The sequence below is a fragment of the Microbacterium sp. NPDC064978 genome (assembly GCF_044543605.1).
GTDB lineage: Bacteria > Actinomycetota > Actinomycetes > Actinomycetales > Microbacteriaceae > Microbacterium > Microbacterium meiriae.
Genome location: NZ_JBITWF010000001.1, coordinates 1170783 through 1189930, shown reverse-complemented (window position 1 = coordinate 1189930; position 19148 = coordinate 1170783). Strand labels below are relative to the sequence as shown.

At 70.0% G+C, this 19148-nt stretch carries 19 protein-coding genes; 14 read left to right on the top strand and 5 right to left on the bottom strand.

Translation table 11 applies throughout. The features are described from left to right. Positions 1–80 precede the first annotated feature (80 nt). Complete coding sequence (locus tag ACIGJI_RS05900) at positions 81–1337, top strand: ABC transporter substrate-binding protein (protein WP_187663424.1); 1257 nt, start codon at positions 81–83, stop codon at positions 1335–1337. A gap of 64 nt (positions 1338–1401) precedes the next feature. On the opposite strand, the gene ACIGJI_RS05895 is transcribed toward ACIGJI_RS05900, so the two are convergent. From ACIGJI_RS05895 to ACIGJI_RS05880, 4 genes are read right to left on the bottom strand one after another with little or no spacing between them, the layout of a single operon-like run. Next, the gene (locus ACIGJI_RS05895; RefSeq protein WP_187663425.1) at positions 1402–2169 is read right to left on the bottom strand and encodes an ABC transporter ATP-binding protein; all 768 of its coding nucleotides are present in this window, start codon (positions 2167–2169) and stop codon (positions 1402–1404) included. Then, on the bottom strand, positions 2166–3164 hold the full coding sequence (locus ACIGJI_RS05890; protein WP_187663426.1) for an ABC transporter ATP-binding protein: 999 nt from the start codon (positions 3162–3164) through the stop codon (positions 2166–2168). Before ACIGJI_RS05890 ends, ACIGJI_RS05895 begins: the two co-directional genes overlap by 4 nt. Next, positions 3154–4131 carry a branched-chain amino acid ABC transporter permease gene (locus tag ACIGJI_RS05885; protein WP_025103732.1) on the bottom strand — a complete coding sequence of 326 codons (978 nt, stop codon included), beginning with the start codon at positions 4129–4131 and terminating at the stop codon, positions 3154–3156. Before ACIGJI_RS05885 ends, ACIGJI_RS05890 begins: the two co-directional genes overlap by 11 nt. 3 nt (positions 4132–4134) lie before the next feature. Then, on the bottom strand, positions 4135–5421 hold the full coding sequence (locus ACIGJI_RS05880) for a branched-chain amino acid ABC transporter permease (protein WP_187663427.1): 1287 nt from the start codon (positions 5419–5421) through the stop codon (positions 4135–4137). Between the two features lie 316 nt (positions 5422–5737). On the opposite strand from ACIGJI_RS05880, the gene guaB reads away from it, so the two are divergent. Continuing rightward, positions 5738–7240 carry an IMP dehydrogenase gene (gene guaB, locus ACIGJI_RS05875; protein WP_366244434.1) on the top strand — a complete coding sequence of 501 codons (1503 nt, stop codon included), beginning with the start codon at positions 5738–5740 and terminating at the stop codon, positions 7238–7240. Between the two features lie 74 nt (positions 7241–7314). On the opposite strand, the gene ACIGJI_RS05870 is transcribed toward guaB, so the two are convergent. Continuing rightward, positions 7315–7725: a hypothetical protein gene (locus ACIGJI_RS05870; protein WP_187663428.1), complete on the bottom strand. Its 411-nt coding sequence runs from the start codon at positions 7723–7725 to the stop codon at positions 7315–7317. A 100-nt stretch (positions 7726–7825) separates the two neighbouring features. On the opposite strand from ACIGJI_RS05870, the gene ACIGJI_RS05865 reads away from it, so the two are divergent. From ACIGJI_RS05865 to ACIGJI_RS05810, 12 genes are all read left to right on the top strand, one after another. Beyond that, on the top strand, positions 7826–8137 hold the full coding sequence (locus ACIGJI_RS05865) for a DUF2277 domain-containing protein (protein ID WP_259954242.1): 312 nt from the start codon (positions 7826–7828) through the stop codon (positions 8135–8137). Positions 8138–8275: 138 nt separating this feature from the next. Further along, a complete protein-coding gene (locus tag ACIGJI_RS05860; protein ID WP_187663430.1) occupies positions 8276–9322 on the top strand; it encodes a response regulator in 1047 nt (348 codons plus the stop codon). After that, positions 9322–10311, top strand: a complete 990-nt coding sequence (locus ACIGJI_RS05855) for an ATP-grasp domain-containing protein (protein WP_187663431.1) — start codon at positions 9322–9324, stop codon at positions 10309–10311. The genes ACIGJI_RS05860 and ACIGJI_RS05855 overlap by 1 nt, the downstream gene beginning before the upstream one ends. Next, on the top strand, positions 10308–11021 hold the full coding sequence (locus ACIGJI_RS05850; RefSeq protein WP_363445556.1) for a PHP domain-containing protein: 714 nt from the start codon (positions 10308–10310) through the stop codon (positions 11019–11021). The genes ACIGJI_RS05855 and ACIGJI_RS05850 overlap by 4 nt, the downstream gene beginning before the upstream one ends. After that, a complete protein-coding gene (locus ACIGJI_RS05845; protein ID WP_268777187.1) occupies positions 11021–12508 on the top strand; it encodes a glycosyltransferase in 1488 nt (495 codons plus the stop codon). Before ACIGJI_RS05850 ends, ACIGJI_RS05845 begins: the two co-directional genes overlap by 1 nt. After that, entirely contained in the window at positions 12505–12648 is a 144-nt protein-coding gene (locus ACIGJI_RS05840; protein WP_157524008.1) for a hypothetical protein, read from the top strand. The genes ACIGJI_RS05845 and ACIGJI_RS05840 overlap by 4 nt, the downstream gene beginning before the upstream one ends. Then, complete coding sequence (locus tag ACIGJI_RS05835; protein ID WP_025103741.1) at positions 12645–12992, top strand: response regulator; 348 nt, start codon at positions 12645–12647, stop codon at positions 12990–12992. The genes ACIGJI_RS05840 and ACIGJI_RS05835 overlap by 4 nt, the downstream gene beginning before the upstream one ends. Next, positions 12989–14809 carry an ATP-binding protein gene (locus ACIGJI_RS05830; protein ID WP_363445558.1) on the top strand — a complete coding sequence of 607 codons (1821 nt, stop codon included), beginning with the start codon at positions 12989–12991 and terminating at the stop codon, positions 14807–14809. Before ACIGJI_RS05835 ends, ACIGJI_RS05830 begins: the two co-directional genes overlap by 4 nt. 32 nt (positions 14810–14841) lie before the next feature. Beyond that, positions 14842–15090, top strand: a complete 249-nt coding sequence (locus tag ACIGJI_RS05825) for an AbrB/MazE/SpoVT family DNA-binding domain-containing protein (protein ID WP_259954249.1) — start codon at positions 14842–14844, stop codon at positions 15088–15090. A gap of 93 nt (positions 15091–15183) precedes the next feature. Then, positions 15184–16872 (top strand): ATP-binding cassette domain-containing protein, encoded by a 1689-nt coding sequence (locus tag ACIGJI_RS05820; RefSeq protein WP_363445560.1) that lies wholly within the window; start codon positions 15184–15186, stop codon positions 16870–16872. 45 nt (positions 16873–16917) lie between these two features. Continuing rightward, positions 16918–18033: a GuaB3 family IMP dehydrogenase-related protein gene (locus ACIGJI_RS05815; protein ID WP_025103746.1), complete on the top strand. Its 1116-nt coding sequence runs from the start codon at positions 16918–16920 to the stop codon at positions 18031–18033. A gap of 57 nt (positions 18034–18090) precedes the next feature. Beyond that, positions 18091–18849 (top strand): SURF1 family protein, encoded by a 759-nt coding sequence (locus tag ACIGJI_RS05810; protein WP_187664106.1) that lies wholly within the window; start codon positions 18091–18093, stop codon positions 18847–18849. Positions 18850–19148 lie beyond the last annotated feature (299 nt).

Here is a 19148-nt window from a genome sequence, read left to right as displayed (position 1 = left end):
CCTGCGCGCGGGGCGCACGCCCTAGTGTTAGAGCACCCGACTGTGGTCATCATCCACGTTCGTTTACGCAAGGGAGCATCATGAACGCACTGAAGGGCTCGCGCAGCGCGAGGATCTTCGCCGGGATCGCGCTGGTCAGCGCCTCCGCCCTCATCATCGCGGGCTGCAGCAGCACGCCCGATGCGGAGCCGTCGGACGGGGGCGGCGACAAGCCCGCCGCCGACCTGACGCTCAAGCTCGGTTCGCTGCTACCCGCCACCGGTACGCTCGCGTTCCTGGGCGCGCCGATGGAGGCCGGCGTCCAGCTCGCCGTCAACCAGATCAACGAGGCCGACGCCGGCATCACGATCGACCTCAGCACGGGCGACGAGGGCGACCTCGACAACAAGGCCTACGAGACCTCCATCACCAACCTGCGCAACGGCGACATCACCGCCATGATCGGCGCGGCGTCCTCCAGCGTCACCAAGCTCATCCTCGACGGCAACGCGGGTGCGGACATCCTCACGGTGTCCCCGTCCAACACCTCGCCGGACTTCACGGGCATCAACCCGCTGTACTTCCGCACCGCACCGAGCGACAACCTCCAGGGCGAGGTCCTCGGCAACGAGATCGCCGAGGACGGCCACAAGACGCTGGGCATCATCTACCAGAACGACCCGTACGGCACGGGCCTGTTCGAGGCGATCAAGGCCACGTTCGAGAGCACCGGCGGCGAGGTCGTCGCCGATGCGTCGTACAACCAGGGTGACGGTCAGTTCAACGCGCAGGTCTCGGAGATCGCCGCGGCGAACCCGGACGCCGTCGCTGTCGTCTCCTACGACCAGTTCGCCACCATCGCGCCGCTGCTGGGCAACGCCGGGGTCGACACGGGCTCGCTGTACCTCGTCGACGGCAACCTCAAGGACTGGGGCGCCGACATCCCGGTGAGCCTCGAGGGCTCGAAGGGCACCCGCGCCGGCGCCGAGCTGCCGCAGGACTTCCTCGACCAGCTGAACGAGGTCTGGACGGCCGAGGGCAACGACCCGATCGACGCCGTGACCTACTCGGCCGAGGCGTACGACGCCGTGGTCCTCATCGCTCTGGCGGCGCTGAAGGCCGGCTCGGTCGAGGGCCCGGACATCGCGGCGGAGATGATCACCGTCTCCGGCGGCGACGGCGACGGCGAGAAGTGCGACAACTTCGCCGACTGCGCCGCGATCATCAACGACGGCGGCACGCCGGACTACGACGGCCTCTCCGGCGAGATCACGTTCGACGAGAACAACGACCCGAAGGGTGCCGCGATCGGCGTCTACGAGTTCGACGCCGAGAACGTCACCTCGCGCATCAAGTAAACACCGCACGATGAAGGCCCCGGATGCTTCGGCATCCGGGGCCTTCCTCGTGCGGCGCGAGGTCTCAGGCGGCGTCGGTCCCGAGGGTGCCGAGGTAGAGGCCGATGACCTTCGGATCGTTCAGCAGCTCCCGACCGGTGCCCTCGTAGGCGTCCTTCCCCTGGTCGAGCACGTAGCCGCGGTCGCAGATCTGCAGGCACCGACGGGCGTTCTGCTCGACCATGATCGTCGTCACGCCCGCCTTGTTGATGTCGGAGACGCGGATGAAGGCGTCGTCCTGCCGCACGGGGGAGAGGCCGGCGGACGGCTCGTCCAGCAGCAGCACGGACGGATCCATCATGAGCGCGCGGGACATGGCGACCATCTGGCGCTCGCCGCCGGAGAGCGAGCCCGCACGCTGCTTCAGGCGCTTGCCGATCTCGGCGAAGATGCTGCTGACGAACTCGAGCCGCTCCGCGAAGATCTTCGGGTTCTGGTAGAGCCCCATCTCCAGGTTCTCCTGGATGGTGAGCGACGGGAACACGTTGTTCGTCTGCGGCACGAAGGCGACACCGCGGCGTACGAGCTTGTCGGCCTTGAGGCCGACGATGCTCTCGCCCTTGACGGTGATGTCGCCCTCGCGGACGTTCACCATGCCGAAGATCGCCTTGAGGAGCGTCGACTTCCCGGCGCCGTTCGGGCCGATGATGCCGATGAGCTCGCCCTGGCGGGCGACGAGGTTCGCGCCGTTGAGGATGTTCACTCCCGGCAGGTAGCCGGCGTGCACGTCCTTCAGCTCGACGATGACGTCGCCGGTCTCGGGGGTGCCCTCGGCGGGGATCGCGGTGCTCATGCCTTGTCCTCCTCGGCGGCGTCCTCGGCCTCGACCTCGGCCTCGACCTCCGTCTCGATCTGCTCGCGGATGCGCTCCGCGTCGGCGTCCGAGATCACCGGGAGGCGGCCGGTGACGGCGCCGAGGTCCACGTCCTGATGGGCGCCCAGGTAGGCGTCCACGACCGCGGGGTCCTCCATGACGGTCTCCGGAGGCCCCTCGGCCACCACGCGCCCCTCGGCCATCACGACGACCCAATCGGCGATGTGACGCACCATGTGCATGTCGTGCTCCACGAAGAGCACCGTCATCCCGAGGTCCTTGAGGTCGAGGATGTGGTCGAGGAGCGACTGCGTGAGGGCGGGGTTCACCCCGGCCATCGGCTCGTCGAGCATCACCAGGTTCGGGTCGCTCATGAGCGCCCGTGCCATCTCCAGGAGCTTGCGCTGACCGCCGGAGAGGGAGGCGGCGAAGTCCTGCTCCTTGGCGTCGAGCTTGAAGCGCACGAGGAGCTCGTGGGCCCGCTGCTCGATCTCCTGCTCCTGCGCGCGCCAGAGGAAGGGGAAGAGCCCGGCCCAGAAGCCCTCGCCGCGCTGGTCCTTCGCACCGAGCTTCATGTTCTCCAGCACGGTCAGCAGCGACAGCGACTTGGTGAGCTGGAAGGTGCGCACCTGGCCCATCCGGGCGACCTTGAAGGACGGGATGCCGGAGAGGCTCTTGCCGTCGTACGACCAGGTACCGCTGTTGGGCTTGTCGAACCCGCAGAGGAGGTTGAACAGTGTGGTCTTCCCGGCGCCGTTGGGGCCGATGAGTGCCGTGATGGCGCCACGCGGGATCTCGAGGTGATCGACGTCGACGGCGGTCAGTCCGCCGAAGCGCCGCTGCACCGCGTCCACGACGAGGATCGGGTCGACCTTCTTGACTCCGGGGGCGGCGGGACCCGCGGCGAGGCCGGTGGTCTTGGCGCGGGGAGCGCTCTTCGCGGGCGTGACGGCCGCGTCGTTCTCACTTGACAAAGGTCATCTCCCTCTTGTTCCCCAGGATGCCCTGCGGGCGGAACACGACGATGAGCATCAGCACGATGCCGATGAGGATGTAGCGCACCACGTCGGCCTGTGCGCTCGTCATGGGCAGGTAGCCGGCCGTGGCCATCGCCGGGAGGAGCGCGCCGAGGAAGGCGAACACCACCCAGAAGAGCACGGCGCCGAGCGTCGGGCCGAAGACCGTCGCCGCACCGCCGAGGAGCAGGATCGTCCACAGGAAGAACGTCAGCGACGTCGAGTAGCTGCCGGGGATGACCGCCGAGGGCAGGACGAAGACGATGCCGCCGAGCGCACCGATCACACCACCCACCACGAGCGCCTGCATCTTGTACGCGAAGACGTTCTTACCGAGCGACCGCACGGCGTCCTCGTCCTCGCGGATGCCCTTGAGCACGCGGCCCCACGGGCTGCGCATGAGCGCCCAGACCACGAGGATCGTCAGAGCGAGGGTGAGCAGACCGAACACCCGCACCCAGAGGTCGTTCGCGTTGTAGGTCCACGGGCCGAAGCCGTACGTCCCGGGAGGGAACGGGTTGGCATCGCGGAAGCTCTGGTGGTAGCCGGAGAGCCCGCCGGCGGAGTTCGTCCAGTCCTTGAACAGCTCCGTGACGAACATCAGGCGCACGACCTCCGCGGCCGCGATGGTCGCGATGGCGAGGTAGTCGGCGCGCAGACGCAGCGTCGGGATTCCCAGCAGCAGGGCGAAGAGCGCTCCGCCGGTGATGCCGACGAGCACGCCCAGCCACCACGGGAAGCCGAAGGTGAGGATCGAGATCGCGTAGCCGTAGCCGCCGATCGCCATGAAGGCCGCCATGCCGAAGTTGAGCAGACCCGTGTAGCCGAAGTGCACAGCGAGGCCGGTGGCCGCGAGCGCGTAGGCGATCGTCGTCGGGCTGAACAGGTAGGAGGCGGTGTTGCCGAAGATGCTTCCGAAGTCCATGCGTCAGCCCAACCTTTCCTTGCGTCCGAGGATGCCCTGCGGTCGCACGAGCAGGATGATGATCAGCGCGACGAGGGCGCTGGCGTACTTGAGGTCGGTCGGCACCCCGAGGAGCGTGGACACCTCGACCGCGAGGCCGACGATGATCGAGCCGATCAGGGCGCCGATCGCCGAGCCGAGCCCGCCGAGCGTGATGGCGCAGAACATCAGCAGCAGCATCTGCATACCCATGTCCCACTTCACGCCGGGGCGGAAGTACGCCCAGAGGATCCCGGAGATCGCGGCCAGGGTGCCGGCGAGGATCCAGACGATGCGGATGACCTTGTCCACGTCGATGCCGGAGGCGGCGGCGAGCTGCGGGTTGTCCGAGATCGCCCTCGTCGCCTTGCCGGTGCGGGTGCGGGTGAGGAAGAACGCGACGCCGAGGATCACGATGATGCTGGTCGCCATGCCGATCAGGTCGATGTACGACAGGGAGATCGGCCCGAGACGGATGGGCTCCGGGCTGGAACCGGGCAGCTGATAGGTGTTGCCGCCGATGATGTACTGCAGACCGTAGCGGAGGGCCAGCGAGAGGCCGATGCTGACGATCATGAGCTGGACGACGCCCAGACCCCGGCGCCGCAGTGGCTTCCAGATGCCGGCGTCCAGAGCCCAGCCGAGCGCCGCACCGCCGATGACCGCGGCGATGATGCCGGCCCACAGCGGGAGCTGCCAGAACGAGGTGACGACGAGCGTGACCACCGCGCCCCAGCTCACCATCTCGCCGTGCGCGAAGTTCGACAGCCGGGTCGTGCCGTAGATCAGCGCGGCGCCCATCGAGGCGAGCCCCAGCAGCAGACCGAAGTTCAGACCGCCCACCATGCGCGACAGGAGCTGGTCGAGGAAGGAGACGGTCACCCGCTCGCCCTCGCCGAGGAAGAAGTTCACGATCTTCGTGCCGGTGAGCCCGAACTCCAGCTCGAATGAGGCGGTCGTGCCCGAGACGGGCTGGATCCCCTCGGGGAGCTGCGTCGCGTCGACGATCACGCCGTCCGGAAGCGTGGACTCGTCGACCGTCAGGGTGTACGTCTCCTTCTCCGGCACGTACAGGCGCCACTTGCCCTCGGCGTCGGTCTCGGTCTCGGCGTCGAAGCCGTTCCCCTCGATCGTCATCACGACGCCCTCGACGGGCTCGTCGCCGTCGGTGACGACGCCGGCGAAGTAGAAGTCGGTGACCTCCTGGCCGTCGTCCGTCGTCTCCGCGGATGCGGCTGAGGGAGGGAGGAGGAGCGATGCCGCGAGCGCCATCAGGATTCCGAAGAAGGCGAAGGCCCAAGGGCGCTTTCGCGGTCCGGCGAGTGCTGTGGGTCCCACGCAACCTCCACTGTGAGTGCTGTCTCCGCGGACTCGGGTCGAACCGCGGGGATGGACGACGCACTTGAGCGTAATGGGCGATCGGCGATTCACCTATCGTCCGGGCCAACGGTCCGGTAACGACAGGGCTCTGGGAATGTTCTCGGGCGTGTCTCGCTTAGAATCTCCATACGGGTCACGCCCGCGCACCGGCCGACGTCGACCCCCCATTCGCACCCGGATCCGCGCCACTCGCGCAGGAGGAGATTCCATGGACCAGCACGATCCCTTCGGCTTCGTCGGACTGACCTACGATGACGTGCTGCTGCTCCCCGGGCACACCGACGTCATCCCCAGCGAGGCCGACACGTCGTCCCGGATCACGCGGCGGATCCCCGTCGCGACGCCGCTCCTCTCCAGCGCGATGGACACCGTGACCGAGTCCCGCATGGCGATCGCCATGGCGCGGGAGGGTGGCATCGGCATCCTGCACCGCAACCTCTCGATCGCCGACCAGGCCGCGCACGTCGACCGCGTGAAGCGGAGCGAGTCCGGCATGATCACCGACCCCATCACCACGACGCAGGACGCGACCGTGGAGGAGGTCGACGCGCTGTGCGCCAAGTACCGGATCTCCGGTCTCCCGGTCGTGGACGACGAGGGTCGTCTGGTCGGCATCATCACGAACCGGGACATGCGCTTCGTCTCCGGCTTCGAGCGCCAGAGCACGTTCGTGAAGGACGTCATGACGAGGGAGAACCTCGTCACCGCCCCGGTGGGCGTCGCGGCAGGCGAGGTCATCGCGCTGTTCGCGAAGCACCGCGTCGAGAAGCTGCCCCTCATCGACGAGGACGGCAAGCTCGCCGGCCTCATCACCATCAAGGACTTCGACAAGAGCGAGAAGTACCCGCTCGCCACCAAGGACGACCAGGGCCGCCTGCGGGTGGGCGCGGCGATCGGTTTCTTCGGCGACGCCTGGGAGCGCGCCGAGGCCCTCCGCGACGCCGGTGTCGACGTGCTCGTCGTCGACACCGCCAACGGCCAGTCCCAGGGCGTGATCGACCTCGTCAAGCGCCTCAAGGCCGACGAGTCGTTCGCGCACATCGACGTCATCGGCGGCAACGTCGCCACCCGCGAGGGCGCGCAGGCGCTGGTCGACGCGGGGGTCGACGCGGTCAAGGTGGGCGTGGGTCCCGGCTCGATCTGCACGACGCGCGTGGTCGCCGGTGTCGGCGTGCCGCAGGTGACGGCCGTCTACGAGGCGTCGCTCGCGGCGCGTCCGGCCGGCGTCCCGGTGATCGCCGACGGCGGCCTGCAGTACTCGGGCGACATCGCGAAGGCCCTGGTCGCCGGCGCCGACGCCGTGATGCTCGGCTCGCTGCTCGCCGGCACGGACGAGTCGCCGGGCGAGATCGTCTTCCAGTCGGGCAAGCAGTTCAAGCAGTACCGCGGGATGGGATCGCTCGGCGCCATGCAGACGCGCGGCAAGCAGACCTCGTACTCGAAGGACCGCTACTTCCAGGCCGACGTGCCCAGTGACGACAAGCTGATCCCGGAGGGCATCGAGGGCCAGGTCCCGTACCGCGGCCCGCTCTCCGCCGTCGCCTACCAGCTCGTCGGCGGGCTGCGGCAGTCGATGTTCTACGTCGGTGCGCGCACCATCGAGGAGCTCAAGCAGCGCGGCAAGTTCGTGCGCATCACCTCGGCGGGACTCAAGGAGTCGCACCCGCACGATGTGCAGATCGTCGTCGAGGCGCCGAACTACAAGAAGTGACAGCGGCCCCCGGGAAGGGGGACGCAGGAGGGGCCGGATGCGCTGCATCCGGCCCCTCGTCGTCCGCGGTGCGGTCAGCCGCAGCGGTAGGTGACGCCGCCGACGTCCCACACCCCGGGTCCGAGCTCGGCGCACGTCCCGATCACGCCGGCCAGCACGGTCACCAGCAGGACGATCCCGATGATCGCGAAGATCGTCAGGATGGCGCCGACGATGATGCCGGCGATCGCGATGCCCTTGGGGGCCTTCGCCTTGCCGAGCTGCACGGCGGCGATGATGCTGAGGATGAGGCCGACCGGCGGCAGCAGGAACGCCAGCACGAGGCCGATGATCGACAGCACCCGCCCGGGCGGCGAGGTCGGCGCGTCCTGCGCGTAGGGGGCGCCGGGCGGGGGAGCGGAGGCCGCGGGATACGGCGAGGGCGCGCCGCCGGGCGGCGGCGGGTTGTAGGGCGGCGGGGCGTCGGGCGACGGTGCGTCGGTCATGATCTCTCCTCGGTTCCGGTCGTAGCCCAGAGCGTAGCGACGGAGGAACGGGCATGCCATCCCCCTTCCGGGCCCCGCGCGCCGCGCGTACGGTGCCGGTATGTGCCGAAACATCGTGCCTCTGAACAACCTCGAGCCGGCAGCCACGGATGAGGAGTGCCAGGAGGCCGCGCTCCAGTTCGTCCGCAAGATCTCCGGGACGACGGCGCCCTCGCGCGCGAACCGCGAGGTGTTCGATCGCGCGGTGGCCGAGATCGCCGTGGCCACGCGGCGGCTGCTCGACGACCTCGTGACCTCGGCACCGCCCAAGAACCGCGAGGAGCAGGCGGCGAAGAGGCGGGCGCGATCGGCGGAGCGCTACGAGGCGATCCGCGTCTATCAGGAGGAGAAGCGGGCGGCGCGCGCGGGCTGACGCGCTGCGGGCCGGGGGTGGAGCCCTGTGCCAGAATCGACGTACCCCGCTCGACTTTCCCTGCGGCCCGGTGATGAAGGCACCGAGCTCGCACCGCCGAATCCCCCCGGCAGGGAATCTCCCCAAGGAGAGCTGTACATGGCTGAGGTCCCCCCTCGCATCCTCGTCGTCGACGACGACCACGACGTCGCCCTGCTCGTCAAGACCGTCCTGGAACGGCGTGCAGGCTGCGTCGTCGATCTCGCGGACGACGGCCGGTCGGCGCTCGAGAAGGCCGCGGCGGTGAAACCCGACGTCGTCGTGACCGACATCGAGATGCCGGGGCTCAGCGGCCTGGAGCTGCTCGCGGAACTGCGGCGCCTCATGCCGACCGTGCCGGTCGTCGTGATGACCGCGCACGTCTCGGTCGAGTACGCCGTGTCGGCGCTCCGGGCGCAGGCCGACGAGTTCCTCACCAAGCCGCTCGACAACGCCCGACTCGTGGAGTCGGTCACCCGGCTCGTCGAGGAGTCCCGGCGCCGGAAGGCGGAGGCGAAGACCGGCGAGGTCGTCCTCGCGATCGGGGCGCACCCGGACGACGTCGAGATCGGCGTCGGCGGCATCCTCGCGGCGCACGCGGCCGCCGGCGATCAGATCACGATCCTCACGCTCTCCCGCGGAGCGCGCGGCGGTGACGCGGACAGTCGCCAGCATGAGTCGCTCGCCGCGGCCGAGCAGGTGGGGGCGCGCCTGTTCGTCAAAGACCTCATCGACACCGAGATCTCGGGCGGAGGATCAACCGTCCGCCTCATCGAGGAGGTCGTGCAGGAGATCCAGCCGACCATCGTCTACACGCACTCGCACCACGACCGCCACCAGGATCACCGCGCGGTGAACGAGGCGACGATCGTCGCGACCCGCCGCGTCGGCACGGTCGCCTGCTACCAGAGCCCTTCCGCGACCATCGACTACCGGCCCACGCGCTTCGTCCGCATCGATCGCTTCCTGGATGACAAGCTGCGGCTGCTGGAGTGCTTCCAGTCCCAGACCGCGGCGAACCGGGAGTATCTCGCGCCGGAGTTCGTCACCGCCACCGCACGCTACTGGTCGCGGTTCGGCGGCGGCGAGGCGGTCGAGCCGCTGGAGGTCGTGCGCGAGACCGCCGAGTTCATCGGCGCCCATGAACTGAGTCGACGGGAGAGCTGATGACGAAGCGCGTACTGGTCACCGGAGCCGGAGGCCCCGCCGGCGTCGCCGTGATCCGCTCCCTGCTGCGACGGCCCGATCTGACGGTCTTCGCGGCCGACATGGACGGATGGGCGAGCGGTATCTACCTCGTGCCACCGGCGCAACGCCGTCTGGTTCCCCCGGGGCGTGACGAGGACTTCGTGCCGGCGATCGCGCGGATGGTCGCGGAGGACGGTCTCGACCTCGTGATCTCGACCGTCGACGTGGAGCTGATCGCCCTCGCGGACCGCCGCGATGAGCTGGCCCCCGCGGTCCTCGCCGCGCCGCCCGCCGACACGCTGCACACGGCCCTCGACAAGCTCGCTCTCGCGGAGCGCTGCGCGCCGACCGGTCGTGTGCCGCGCACCGTGCTCGCCGGGCCGGATGCCGCGGAAGTCGCGTGGGAGTTCCCCGTGTTCGCCAAGCCCCGCCAGGGTGCGGGCAGTCGCGGTGTGCGCCTCGTCCCGGACGCCGAGGCGCTCGCCGCCCTCCCCACCGATGAGGGGCTGATCGTGCAGGACTTCCTCCCGGGCGAGGAGTACTCGGTCGATGTGATCGCCGACGCGTCCGGCGGTGTGGTCGCGGCGGTCCCGCGCACCCGCGCCCGTGTGGACTCGGGGGTCGCCATCGCCGGTCGCACCCTCCGCGATCCCGAGCTCGAGGAGACCGCCGCCGCCATCGCGCGGGCGATCGGACTCGTCGGCGTCGCCAACGTGCAGCTCCGTCGCGACCGGGACGGGCGGGCCGTGCTGCTCGAGGTCAACCCGCGCTTCCCCGGGGCGCTCCCGCTGACGATCGCCGCCGGAGTCGACATCCCGTCGCTCGTCGCCGACCTCTTCCTCGGCCGGGAGATCCCGGTGCAGGTGCCCTTCCGCGAGGTCGCATCGGTGCGCTTCCTGGAGGACGTGATCGTCGAGGTCGACGACGTGCTCGTGTCGGCGCACGCCGGTCACCAGGAGGAACTGTGAGCCATCCCGCCCTGCGCGGAGACCACCACGTCCACTCCACGTTCTCCGATGACGCGGTCTCCACGCTGGAGGAGAACGTCGCCGCCGCGGCGGCCGTCGGTCTCGAGACGGTCCGCCTCGTCGACCACGTACGGCAGAGCACGACCTGGGTGCCGGAGTACCTCGCCGCGGTCCGTCGGCTGCGCGTTCCGGACGGACTCACGGTGCTCACGGGCGTCGAGGCGAAGATCCTCGACGCCTCGGGGGAACTCGACATGCCGGTGCTGCCTGAGGGCATCGACCGGATCCTCATCGCCGACCATCAGTTCCCCGGCGTGGACGGGCCGCTCGGTCCCACCGCCGTCCGCGAGCGCATCGCCGCGGGGTGGGCGCCGGCCGACGTCCTCGACCAGTTCACGGACGCGGTCATCGCGACCATGCGACGCCATCCGGGCAACCAGCTCGCGCACTGCTTCTCGATCCTGCCGAAGATCGGTCTCGCGGAGGAGGAGCTCGGAGCCGAGCGCCTCGAGGCCTGGGCGCGCGCCGCCGCGGAGACGGATACCCTCGTCGAGGTCAACGAGAAGTGGGTGTGCCCCGGCGCGGAGGCGCTGACCGCGCTGGAGCGCGCGGGTGCCGGGATCGTCGCGTCCACCGACAGCCACGTGGCCGCAGACGTCGGCCGGTACTCCCGCATCCTCCCGCTGCTCGACGGGACGGAAGGACGCTGATGCCCGAGCTGACCTGGATCGAGACGGTCGTCGTCGTCATCCTCCTCCTCTGCGTGCTGATCGGCACGCTCCCGGTCGTCAACACCGGGCTGCAGTTCCTCATGCTGCCGCTGCACGCCTTCCGCAATCACTACGGCAAGGCCGCGCCGTACCACCCGAACGTGGCCGTGGTCATCCCGGCGTGGAACGAGGGCCTGGTCATCGGCCCCGCGATCGAGCGGCTGCTCCAGCTCGAGTACCCCGCCGAGCGCCTCCGCGTCTTCGTCGTCGACGACGCATCCACGGACGACACCCCGGCGATCGTGCAGCAGAAGGCGGCGACCTACCCGGGACGGGTCGTGCACCTGCGGCGCGAGAAGGGTGGCGAGGGCAAGGCGCACACGCTGAACCACGGCCTCGACGTCGTGCTCGCCGACCCGTGGACCGAAGCGGTGCTCATCATGGACGCCGACGTGATCTTCGCGCGGGACTCCCTGCGCAAGCTCACCCGGCACCTCGCGGACGAAGAGGTCGGGGCCGTCACGGCCTACATCGCGGAGGGCAGCAGGGACCGCAACTACCTCACCCGGTTCATCGCGATCGAGTACGTCATCGGCCAGCTCTCGGCACGGCGCACGCAGAACGTCGGGGGAGCGATCGCCTGCCTCGCCGGGGGCGCCCAGCTGCATTCCCGCGCGAACCTCGAGGCGATCGGCGGTCGCATCCCGACGGGCACGCTCGCCGAGGACACCATGACGACCTTCGAGAGTCAGCTCCACGGCCGCCGGATGGTGTTCGAGCCGCACGCCGTGGTGCTCGCCGAGGAGCCGCGGACGATCGACAGTCTCTGGAAGCAGCGGCTGCGCTGGGCGCGCGGCAACGTGCAGCTCACCTCGATCTACAAGAAGCTCTGGTTCCGTCCGAGTCGCGACCACAACCTGGGCAGCATCCCCTTCGGGCTGGCCTGGTTCACGATCCTGCTGATGCCAGCGCTCCTGCTCCTCGCCGCCACCGCGATGATCGTCCTCCTGCTCCTGCACAGCGACGTCGCGGAGTTCGTGTTCCGGTTCATGTGGATCGCCGCGGCGGCCATCTACATCTTCTCGATGCTCTACTCCGTCCAGCTCGATCCGCGCATCGGGCGGCAGTCCTGGCGCGAGGCGATCATGTTCCCGGGGCTCGGGGCGCTGATCCTCATGGCCCTGGCGCTGTTCCCCTGGGCCCTGGACGGCCTGATCGGCGCGGCCGGGCAGGAGTCGACGGAGCAGACGCGTGTGCTGTGGCTGCTGGCGTTCGCCCTCTGGGGGCCGGTGTCGATGCTCGGCATCTGGCTCGCGCGGGCGGTCGAGCCGCTTCCGGCCGGACGCTTCTTCGCGGGCCTGCTGCTCTACGTCTGCGGCTACGGATCACTGCTGTGCGCGATCACCGCCGACTCGTACCTCAAGGAGTGGCGTCGCGCGGATGCCTCCTGGATCAAGACCGAGAAGATCGGACGGGTCGACTCATGACCGACGCACCATCGCACGACGCCGAGGTGGAGGAGATCGCGGCCGACGCCCGGAAGGAGCGCCGCCTCATCCCGCAGGCGCTCATCTCCCTCGCCGTCGTGGTCGTGATCGTCGTCGTCCGAGAGCTGCTCCTGCGATGACCGGACGGCCGCTCGCCCTGGTCGTCGAGGACGCTCCGGATCAGGCGACCCTCCTGGGGCGGTACCTCGATCGGGAGGGCTTCGACGTGTTCGTCGCGCCCGATGCGGAGTCTGCCATCGCCGCCTTCCCGGACATCGACCCCCAGGTCGCCGTCCTGGACCTGCTGCTCCCCGGCATCTCCGGTCAGGCGTGCTGCCGGCTGATCCACGAACGCTACCCGGAGTGCTTCCTCATCGTCAGCTCGGTGCTGGACGTCGCGGAGTATCCACCGGCCGACGCCGCGCTGCCGAAGCCCATCACGGGGGCGGACCTGCATCGGGCCGTGGAGCGGGTGCCGCGATGAGGGCCACGCCGCTGGAGCGTGCCGAGAACCGCTGGTACCGGGTCGTCGACAACCCGAGCCCGATCGTCAAGCAGGTCCCGACTCTCGTCGCCGCCGCGATCGCGGGCGTGATGACGTGGGCCATCCCCAGCCTGCCGTTCACCGATGTGGCACTCGCGCTGACCGGCCTCGCGGTCGTGCTCGTTGCGACGCTCCACGCCGGGGTGCTCAGCGCGCTGCACATCCGCGAGGGCTGGATCGTGCTGCTGGTGCCGATGGTCGACATCCTGGGACTGGGCCTCTTCCGTGCAGGGACGGGAGGCGCGGCCTCGCTCTTCGGATCGCTCGTGCTCCTCCCGGTGATCTGGATCGCGGCGGCGCCGGGGATCCGCTGGGTCTTCGTCGTCGGCGCGTTCACGTCGTTCGCGCTGCTGATCCCCTACGTCGTCGAACCGCCGACGAACGCGGTGGTGTGGCTCCGCGGCGTCGTCGGTCCGCTCGTCTTCGCGGCCGTCGCGGCCGTGGTGAACGAGCTCTCCCGGCAGCAGCGGCTGCGGGTGCAGCAGGCGGAGGAACTGGTCACGGAGCGGACCAAGGCGCTGTCCGAGAACGTCTCGATGATCGTGCAGCTTCGTCAGAAGGAGCACGAGTACCGCGTGCTGCTCGACTCGTTCGAGGGCCTGTGGGCGTCGATCACCGCGCAGGCCGTGATCGGCACCGATCGCGAGGGGCGCGTCACGGCGTGGAACCCCGGGGCCGTCCGCCTGCTCGGGCTCTCCCACGACGAGGCTCTCGACGACGTGCGCGTCGACCGCTTCTTCTCGCCGTCGGCGCTGAGGATGCTCGCCGAGGACACCGCGTCGCGCGAAGACGTCTCGGGGGTGCCGGCGGGGCAGGGCGGGGCGCCCGACCGCGCAGGAGTGCCGGACGGGCTCCGCGAGCTCTTCGCCCACGCGGACGCCGGCCATACCGTCGACGGCGACATCGAGGTGAGGACCGCGGGTGGCACGACGGTGCCGGCGCGGGTGACCGTCACCCCGCACAAGGATCCGTCCGGCGCGCAGCAGGGCTACCTGTTCGTGCTCACGGACGAGACCAGAGCCGTCGAGGTCGCGCGCATGAAGGACGAGTTCGTGGGGATGATCTCCCATGAGCTCCGGACGCCGCTGAGTGCGATCATCGGCTTCCTCGACCTGTTGCAGAACGACCCCGGTCAGCCCCTGACCGAGGACCAGCAGGAGTTCGTCGGCATCATCGAGCGCAACGCGAAGCGCCTGCTGAACCTCGTCGGCGATCTGCTCTTCACGGCGCAGGTGGAATCGGGGCGCTTTCCCCTGGAGCGGGACGAGGCCGACATCGCGGACCTCGTGCGCTCGGCGGTCGCCTCGGCGGGGCCGCATGCGCAGCGCGAGGGGATCGAACTGGAGCTGCAGGTCGGTGACGAGCCGATCCCGCTGCTGGTCGATCCCGGACGCCTCGGGCAGGCGGTGGACAACCTCCTCTCGAACGCCATCAAGTTCACCCCGCGCGGGGGTCGAGTGACGGCCGCCGTGCGTCGCCTCGACGGCGGGGTGCAGGTCGCCATCGCCGACACCGGGGTCGGGATCCCGCAGGACGAGCAGCGCATGCTCTTCACCCGGTTCTTCCGCGCCTCGACGGCCACGCGCAACGCCGTCCCGGGGGTGGGGCTGGGTCTCACGATCACGCGCGCGATCGTGCTGGCCCACGGCGGATCGATGGACGTGACCAGCGAGGAGGGCGTGGGCACCGAGTTCCGGTTCGTGCTCCCGGCGGCTCCCAAGACCGAGGTGCTGCAGACCCTCAGTCGCGCGGACTGACACATCGGTGGGGGAGCGGTACGGTGGACGTCATGACCGCCACCTTCACTGCTTCGCTGGATGACCACGGGCACCTGGTCATTCCCGGCGAGTTGCGCGCGCGGCAGCGTTGGAACGAGGGCGTCACTCTGCTGATGATCGAGGAGGACCGCGGCGGCGTCGTCCTCCTCGCACGGGAGCAGGCGCGGACACTTGTCCGTGCGCAGCTCACCGGTGCCAGTCTGGCGAACGCGCTCCACGATGAGCGTCGAGCGGCCGCAGCGCAGGAAGACGCGGCTTGACGGGCCCGGAAGGCTCGTCCCGGTGGTCGCGAAGCCGCGCGGACTGATAGCCTGGTCGGCTCGCTGTCCGCGGGCGGAAGGACGGCCACGCCTGTGGGGTACATCGACGCATCCGGGATCTCACTGACGCTTCCCGACGGCAGACCGCTTCTCGACGAGGTGTCGTTCCGGGTCGGGGCGGGCTCGACCAGCGCTCTGATCGGGCCGAACGGGGCGGGGAAGACGACGCTGCTGCGGATCATCCGCGGCGAGCAGCCGGCCGACGACGGGGTGGTGACCATCGACGGCGGACTCGGCGTCATGGACCAGTTCGTCGGGCACGGCGAGCCGGGCCAGACCGTGCACGAGCTGCTCGTGCGGGTGGCCCCCACGCGTCTCCGTGCGGCGGCGGAGGCGCTGGAGGCCGCGGAGAACGCGCTCATCGACCGCGACGAGCACGACACCCAGATGGCCTACGCCTCCGCCATCGCCGAGTACGCGGACGCCGGCGGATACGAGCACGAGACCGTGTGGGATCAGTGCACCGTGGCAGCGCTCGGCGTGCCGTTCGAGCGGGCACGGTACCGCGAGCTCACCTCCCTCTCCGGCGGAGAGCAGAAACGGCTCGCCCTGGAGGCGCTGCTCCGTGGCCCCGATGAGGTGCTCCTGCTCGACGAGCCGGACAACTACCTCGACGTGCCGACCAAGCGGTGGCTCGAGGAGCGGCTGCGCGCCACGGACAAGACCGTGCTGCTGGTGTCGCACGACCGCGAGCTCCTCGCCAGAGCCGCCGATCGGCTGATCACGCTGGAACCCGGTGCGGCGGGGTCGACCGCCTGGGTGCACGGCGGGAGCTTCGCGACCTACCATCAGGCGCGCGCCGATCGGATGGACCGGCTCGACGAGCTGCGCCGGCGGTGGGACGAGCAGCATGAGAAGCTCCGCATCCTGGTGGCGAACCTCAAGGTCAAGGCGTCCGCGAACGACGGCTTCGCATCCCGGTATCAGGCGGCGCAGACGCGACTGCGGAAGTTCGAGGAGGCGGGCCCGCCCGAGGAGCGGCCCCCGGCGCAGGAGTTCGACATGCGCCTCCGCGGGGCCAGGACCGGGAAGCGGGCGGTCGTGGCTGACCGACTCGAGCTGACCGGTCTCATGCGGCCCTTCGACACCGAGATCTGGTACGGCGACCGGGTGGGCGTGCTCGGGTCGAACGGCTCAGGCAAATCGCACTTCCTGCGACTGCTGGCCCGCGGTGGCACCGACCCGGATCCGTCCCTGGGACATGTGACCGCGGTCGCGGAGGACCTCCGCCCCGTCGAGCACACCGGACGCGCGGTGCTGGGCGCCCGCGTGGTGCCGGGGCTCTTCGCGCAGACCCACGCGCACCCGGAGTTCGTCGGCCGCACGCTGCTGGAGATCCTGCATCGGGGGGACGACCTCCGCGACGGCATGCCCCGGGACGCGGCGAGCTCGGCCCTGGACAGGTACGGCCTCGTCCGCCAGGCCCAGCAGCCGTTCGAATCGCTCTCCGGCGGACAGCAGGCGCGGTTCCAGGTGCTCCTGCTCGAGCTGTCCGGCGCGACCCTCCTCCTCCTCGACGAGCCCACCGACAACCTCGACCTGGAGTCGGCCGAGGCGCTGGAGGAGGCGCTCGGACGCTTCGAGGGCACCGTGGTCGCGGTCACCCACGACCGATGGTTCGCTCGCTCCTTCGACCGGTTCCTCGTGTTCGGCACGGACGGCGAGGTCTACGAATCCGACGAGCCGGTCTGGGACGAGCGGCGGGTGGCGCGTGCGCGCTGACCGCCGCGGAGGCCGCCGGGCGCCGGGTAGGCTGGACGGGTGACCATGGAGATCGAGCTCGGCCGAGGAAAGCGCGCGCGTCGCGCGTACACGTTCGACGACATCGCGGTGGTGCCCTCGCGGCGCACGCGGAACCCCGAGGACGTGTCCACCGCATGGACGATCGACGCCTTCGGCTTCGAGATCCCGGTGCTCGGGGCGCCGATGGACTCGGTCGTCAGCCCGCGCACCGCGATCATGCTCGGGCAGCTCGGCGGCCTGGGGGTGCTCGACCTCGAGGGGCTCTGGACCCGGTACGAGGACCCGGAGCCGCTCCTCGCCGAGATCGCCGGCCTCGCGGAGGACCGCGCGACCGTGCGCATGCAGGAGCTCTACTCGGAGCCCATCAAGCCCGAGCTCATCACCCGCCGACTCGCCGAGATCCGCGAAGCCGGCGTCACCGTCGCCGGCTCCCTCACCCCGCAGCGCACGCAGGAGTTCTACGACACCGTCGCCGCGGCCGGCGTCGACCTGTTCGTCATCCGGGGCACGACCGTCTCCGCCGAGCACGTGTCGAGCGTGGCGGAGCCGCTGAACCTCAAGAAGTTCATCTACGACCTCGACGTGCCGGTGATCGTGGGCGGAGCCGCGACCTACACGGCGGCCCTGCACCTCATGCGCACCGGTGCCGCCGGCGTGCTCGTGGGCTTCGGCGGCGGCGCGGCGTCCACCACCCGGGCCACCCTCGGCATCCACGCGCCCATGGCCACCGCGGTGTCCGATGTGGCCGCGGCTCGCCGTGACTACCTCGACGAGTCCGGCGGGCGCTATGTCCACGTGATCGCCGACGGCGGCGTCGGCACCTCCGGCGACATCGTGAAGGCGCTCGCCATGGGCGCAGACGCCGTCATGCTCGGGGTCGCCCTGGCTCGCGCGACGGACGCTCCCGGCCAGGGATTCCACTGGGGCCCCGAGGCGCACCACCCGAAGCTGCCCCGCGGACGACGCGTCGAGGTCGGCGGGATCGGCACGCTGGAGGAGATCCTCTACGGTCCGGCGCCGGTCGCCGACGGCACCGCGAACCTCATCGGCGCGCTGCGCAAGTCGATGGCCACCACCGGGTACTCCGATCTCAAGGAGTTCCAGCGGGTGGAGGTCGTGCTGGCCCCGTACGAGGCCTGAGGTCTCCGCATCACCGTGACCGCACCTGCCCCCTTCCCGCCGACCCTTCGTGAGGTCATGCTGCGGGGACGCTGGATCGCGATGCTGCTGCTGTGCCTCGTCGTCGCCGGGGTGTTCGCCTGGCTCGGCCAATGGCAGCTGGAGCGGGCGATCGAGACAGATCCACCGGCGCCGGGGGCGACCGAGCAGGTCCGGCCGCTGGACGAGGTCGTGCAGCCGGGGGAGTACCTCCCCGAGCCCCTCGTCGGGCAGCGCGTGGAGACGGAGGGCGTCTGGGTCCCCGGGGACTTCCTCGTCGTGGGCAGCCGCTTCAACGACGGCGCCGAGGGGTACTGGGTCACCGGACAGCTCCGGGTCGACGAGCGCGTCTCGCTGGCGGTCGCCATCGGCTGGGCGCCGGATCGCGAGGCCGCCGACGCCGCCGTGGAGCGTCTGGAAGCCGAGGCGGACGGCGGCGTGGTCGAGGTCGCCGGTCGCGTCATCTCGGATGAGGGTCCGTCGGTGCCTCCGCGCTCCGATCCGGAGCAGATGGACCGGATGTCCCCGGCCGCTCTGTTGAGCCGCTGGCACGACATCGAGCAGCTCGACGTCTACCGTCCGTATCTCGCCTCCACGACCGCCACGGCAGGGCTCGACGACATCGCCTCGCCCGCGCCGGAGGAGCAGTCCCCGGTCAACTGGCTCAACGTCTTCTATGCCGCCGAGTGGGTCATCTTCGCGGGCTTCGCGTTCTACCTCTGGTACCGCCTGGCGAAGGACGCCTGGGAGCGCGAGGTGGAGGAGTTCGAGGACGCCGAGGGGTCAGCGGCCGTCTGACGACCACTGCGCATCCGCGCGACGGGCGCTGCGCTTCTGCGCGTCCAGACGGCTCCGTGTGAACCTTCGTCAGGGGGCGTCGCGGCCATTCGGTGAGCGCTGGATGACCAATGGGAAAACTCCGTTGAGGATGTCCGAACCGCTCCGTATGCTCGCTCCATGTGCGCACGCTGGGAGTTCCCGATGTGTGCGATGACAGCGTCCTGAGCAGCGCCGGAACACGATCGAGGAGACAGCACCGATGATGTCCGCTCCTGAGCACGGGGAGACCCCGACCCCCGTCTCGCACCGCAGAATCC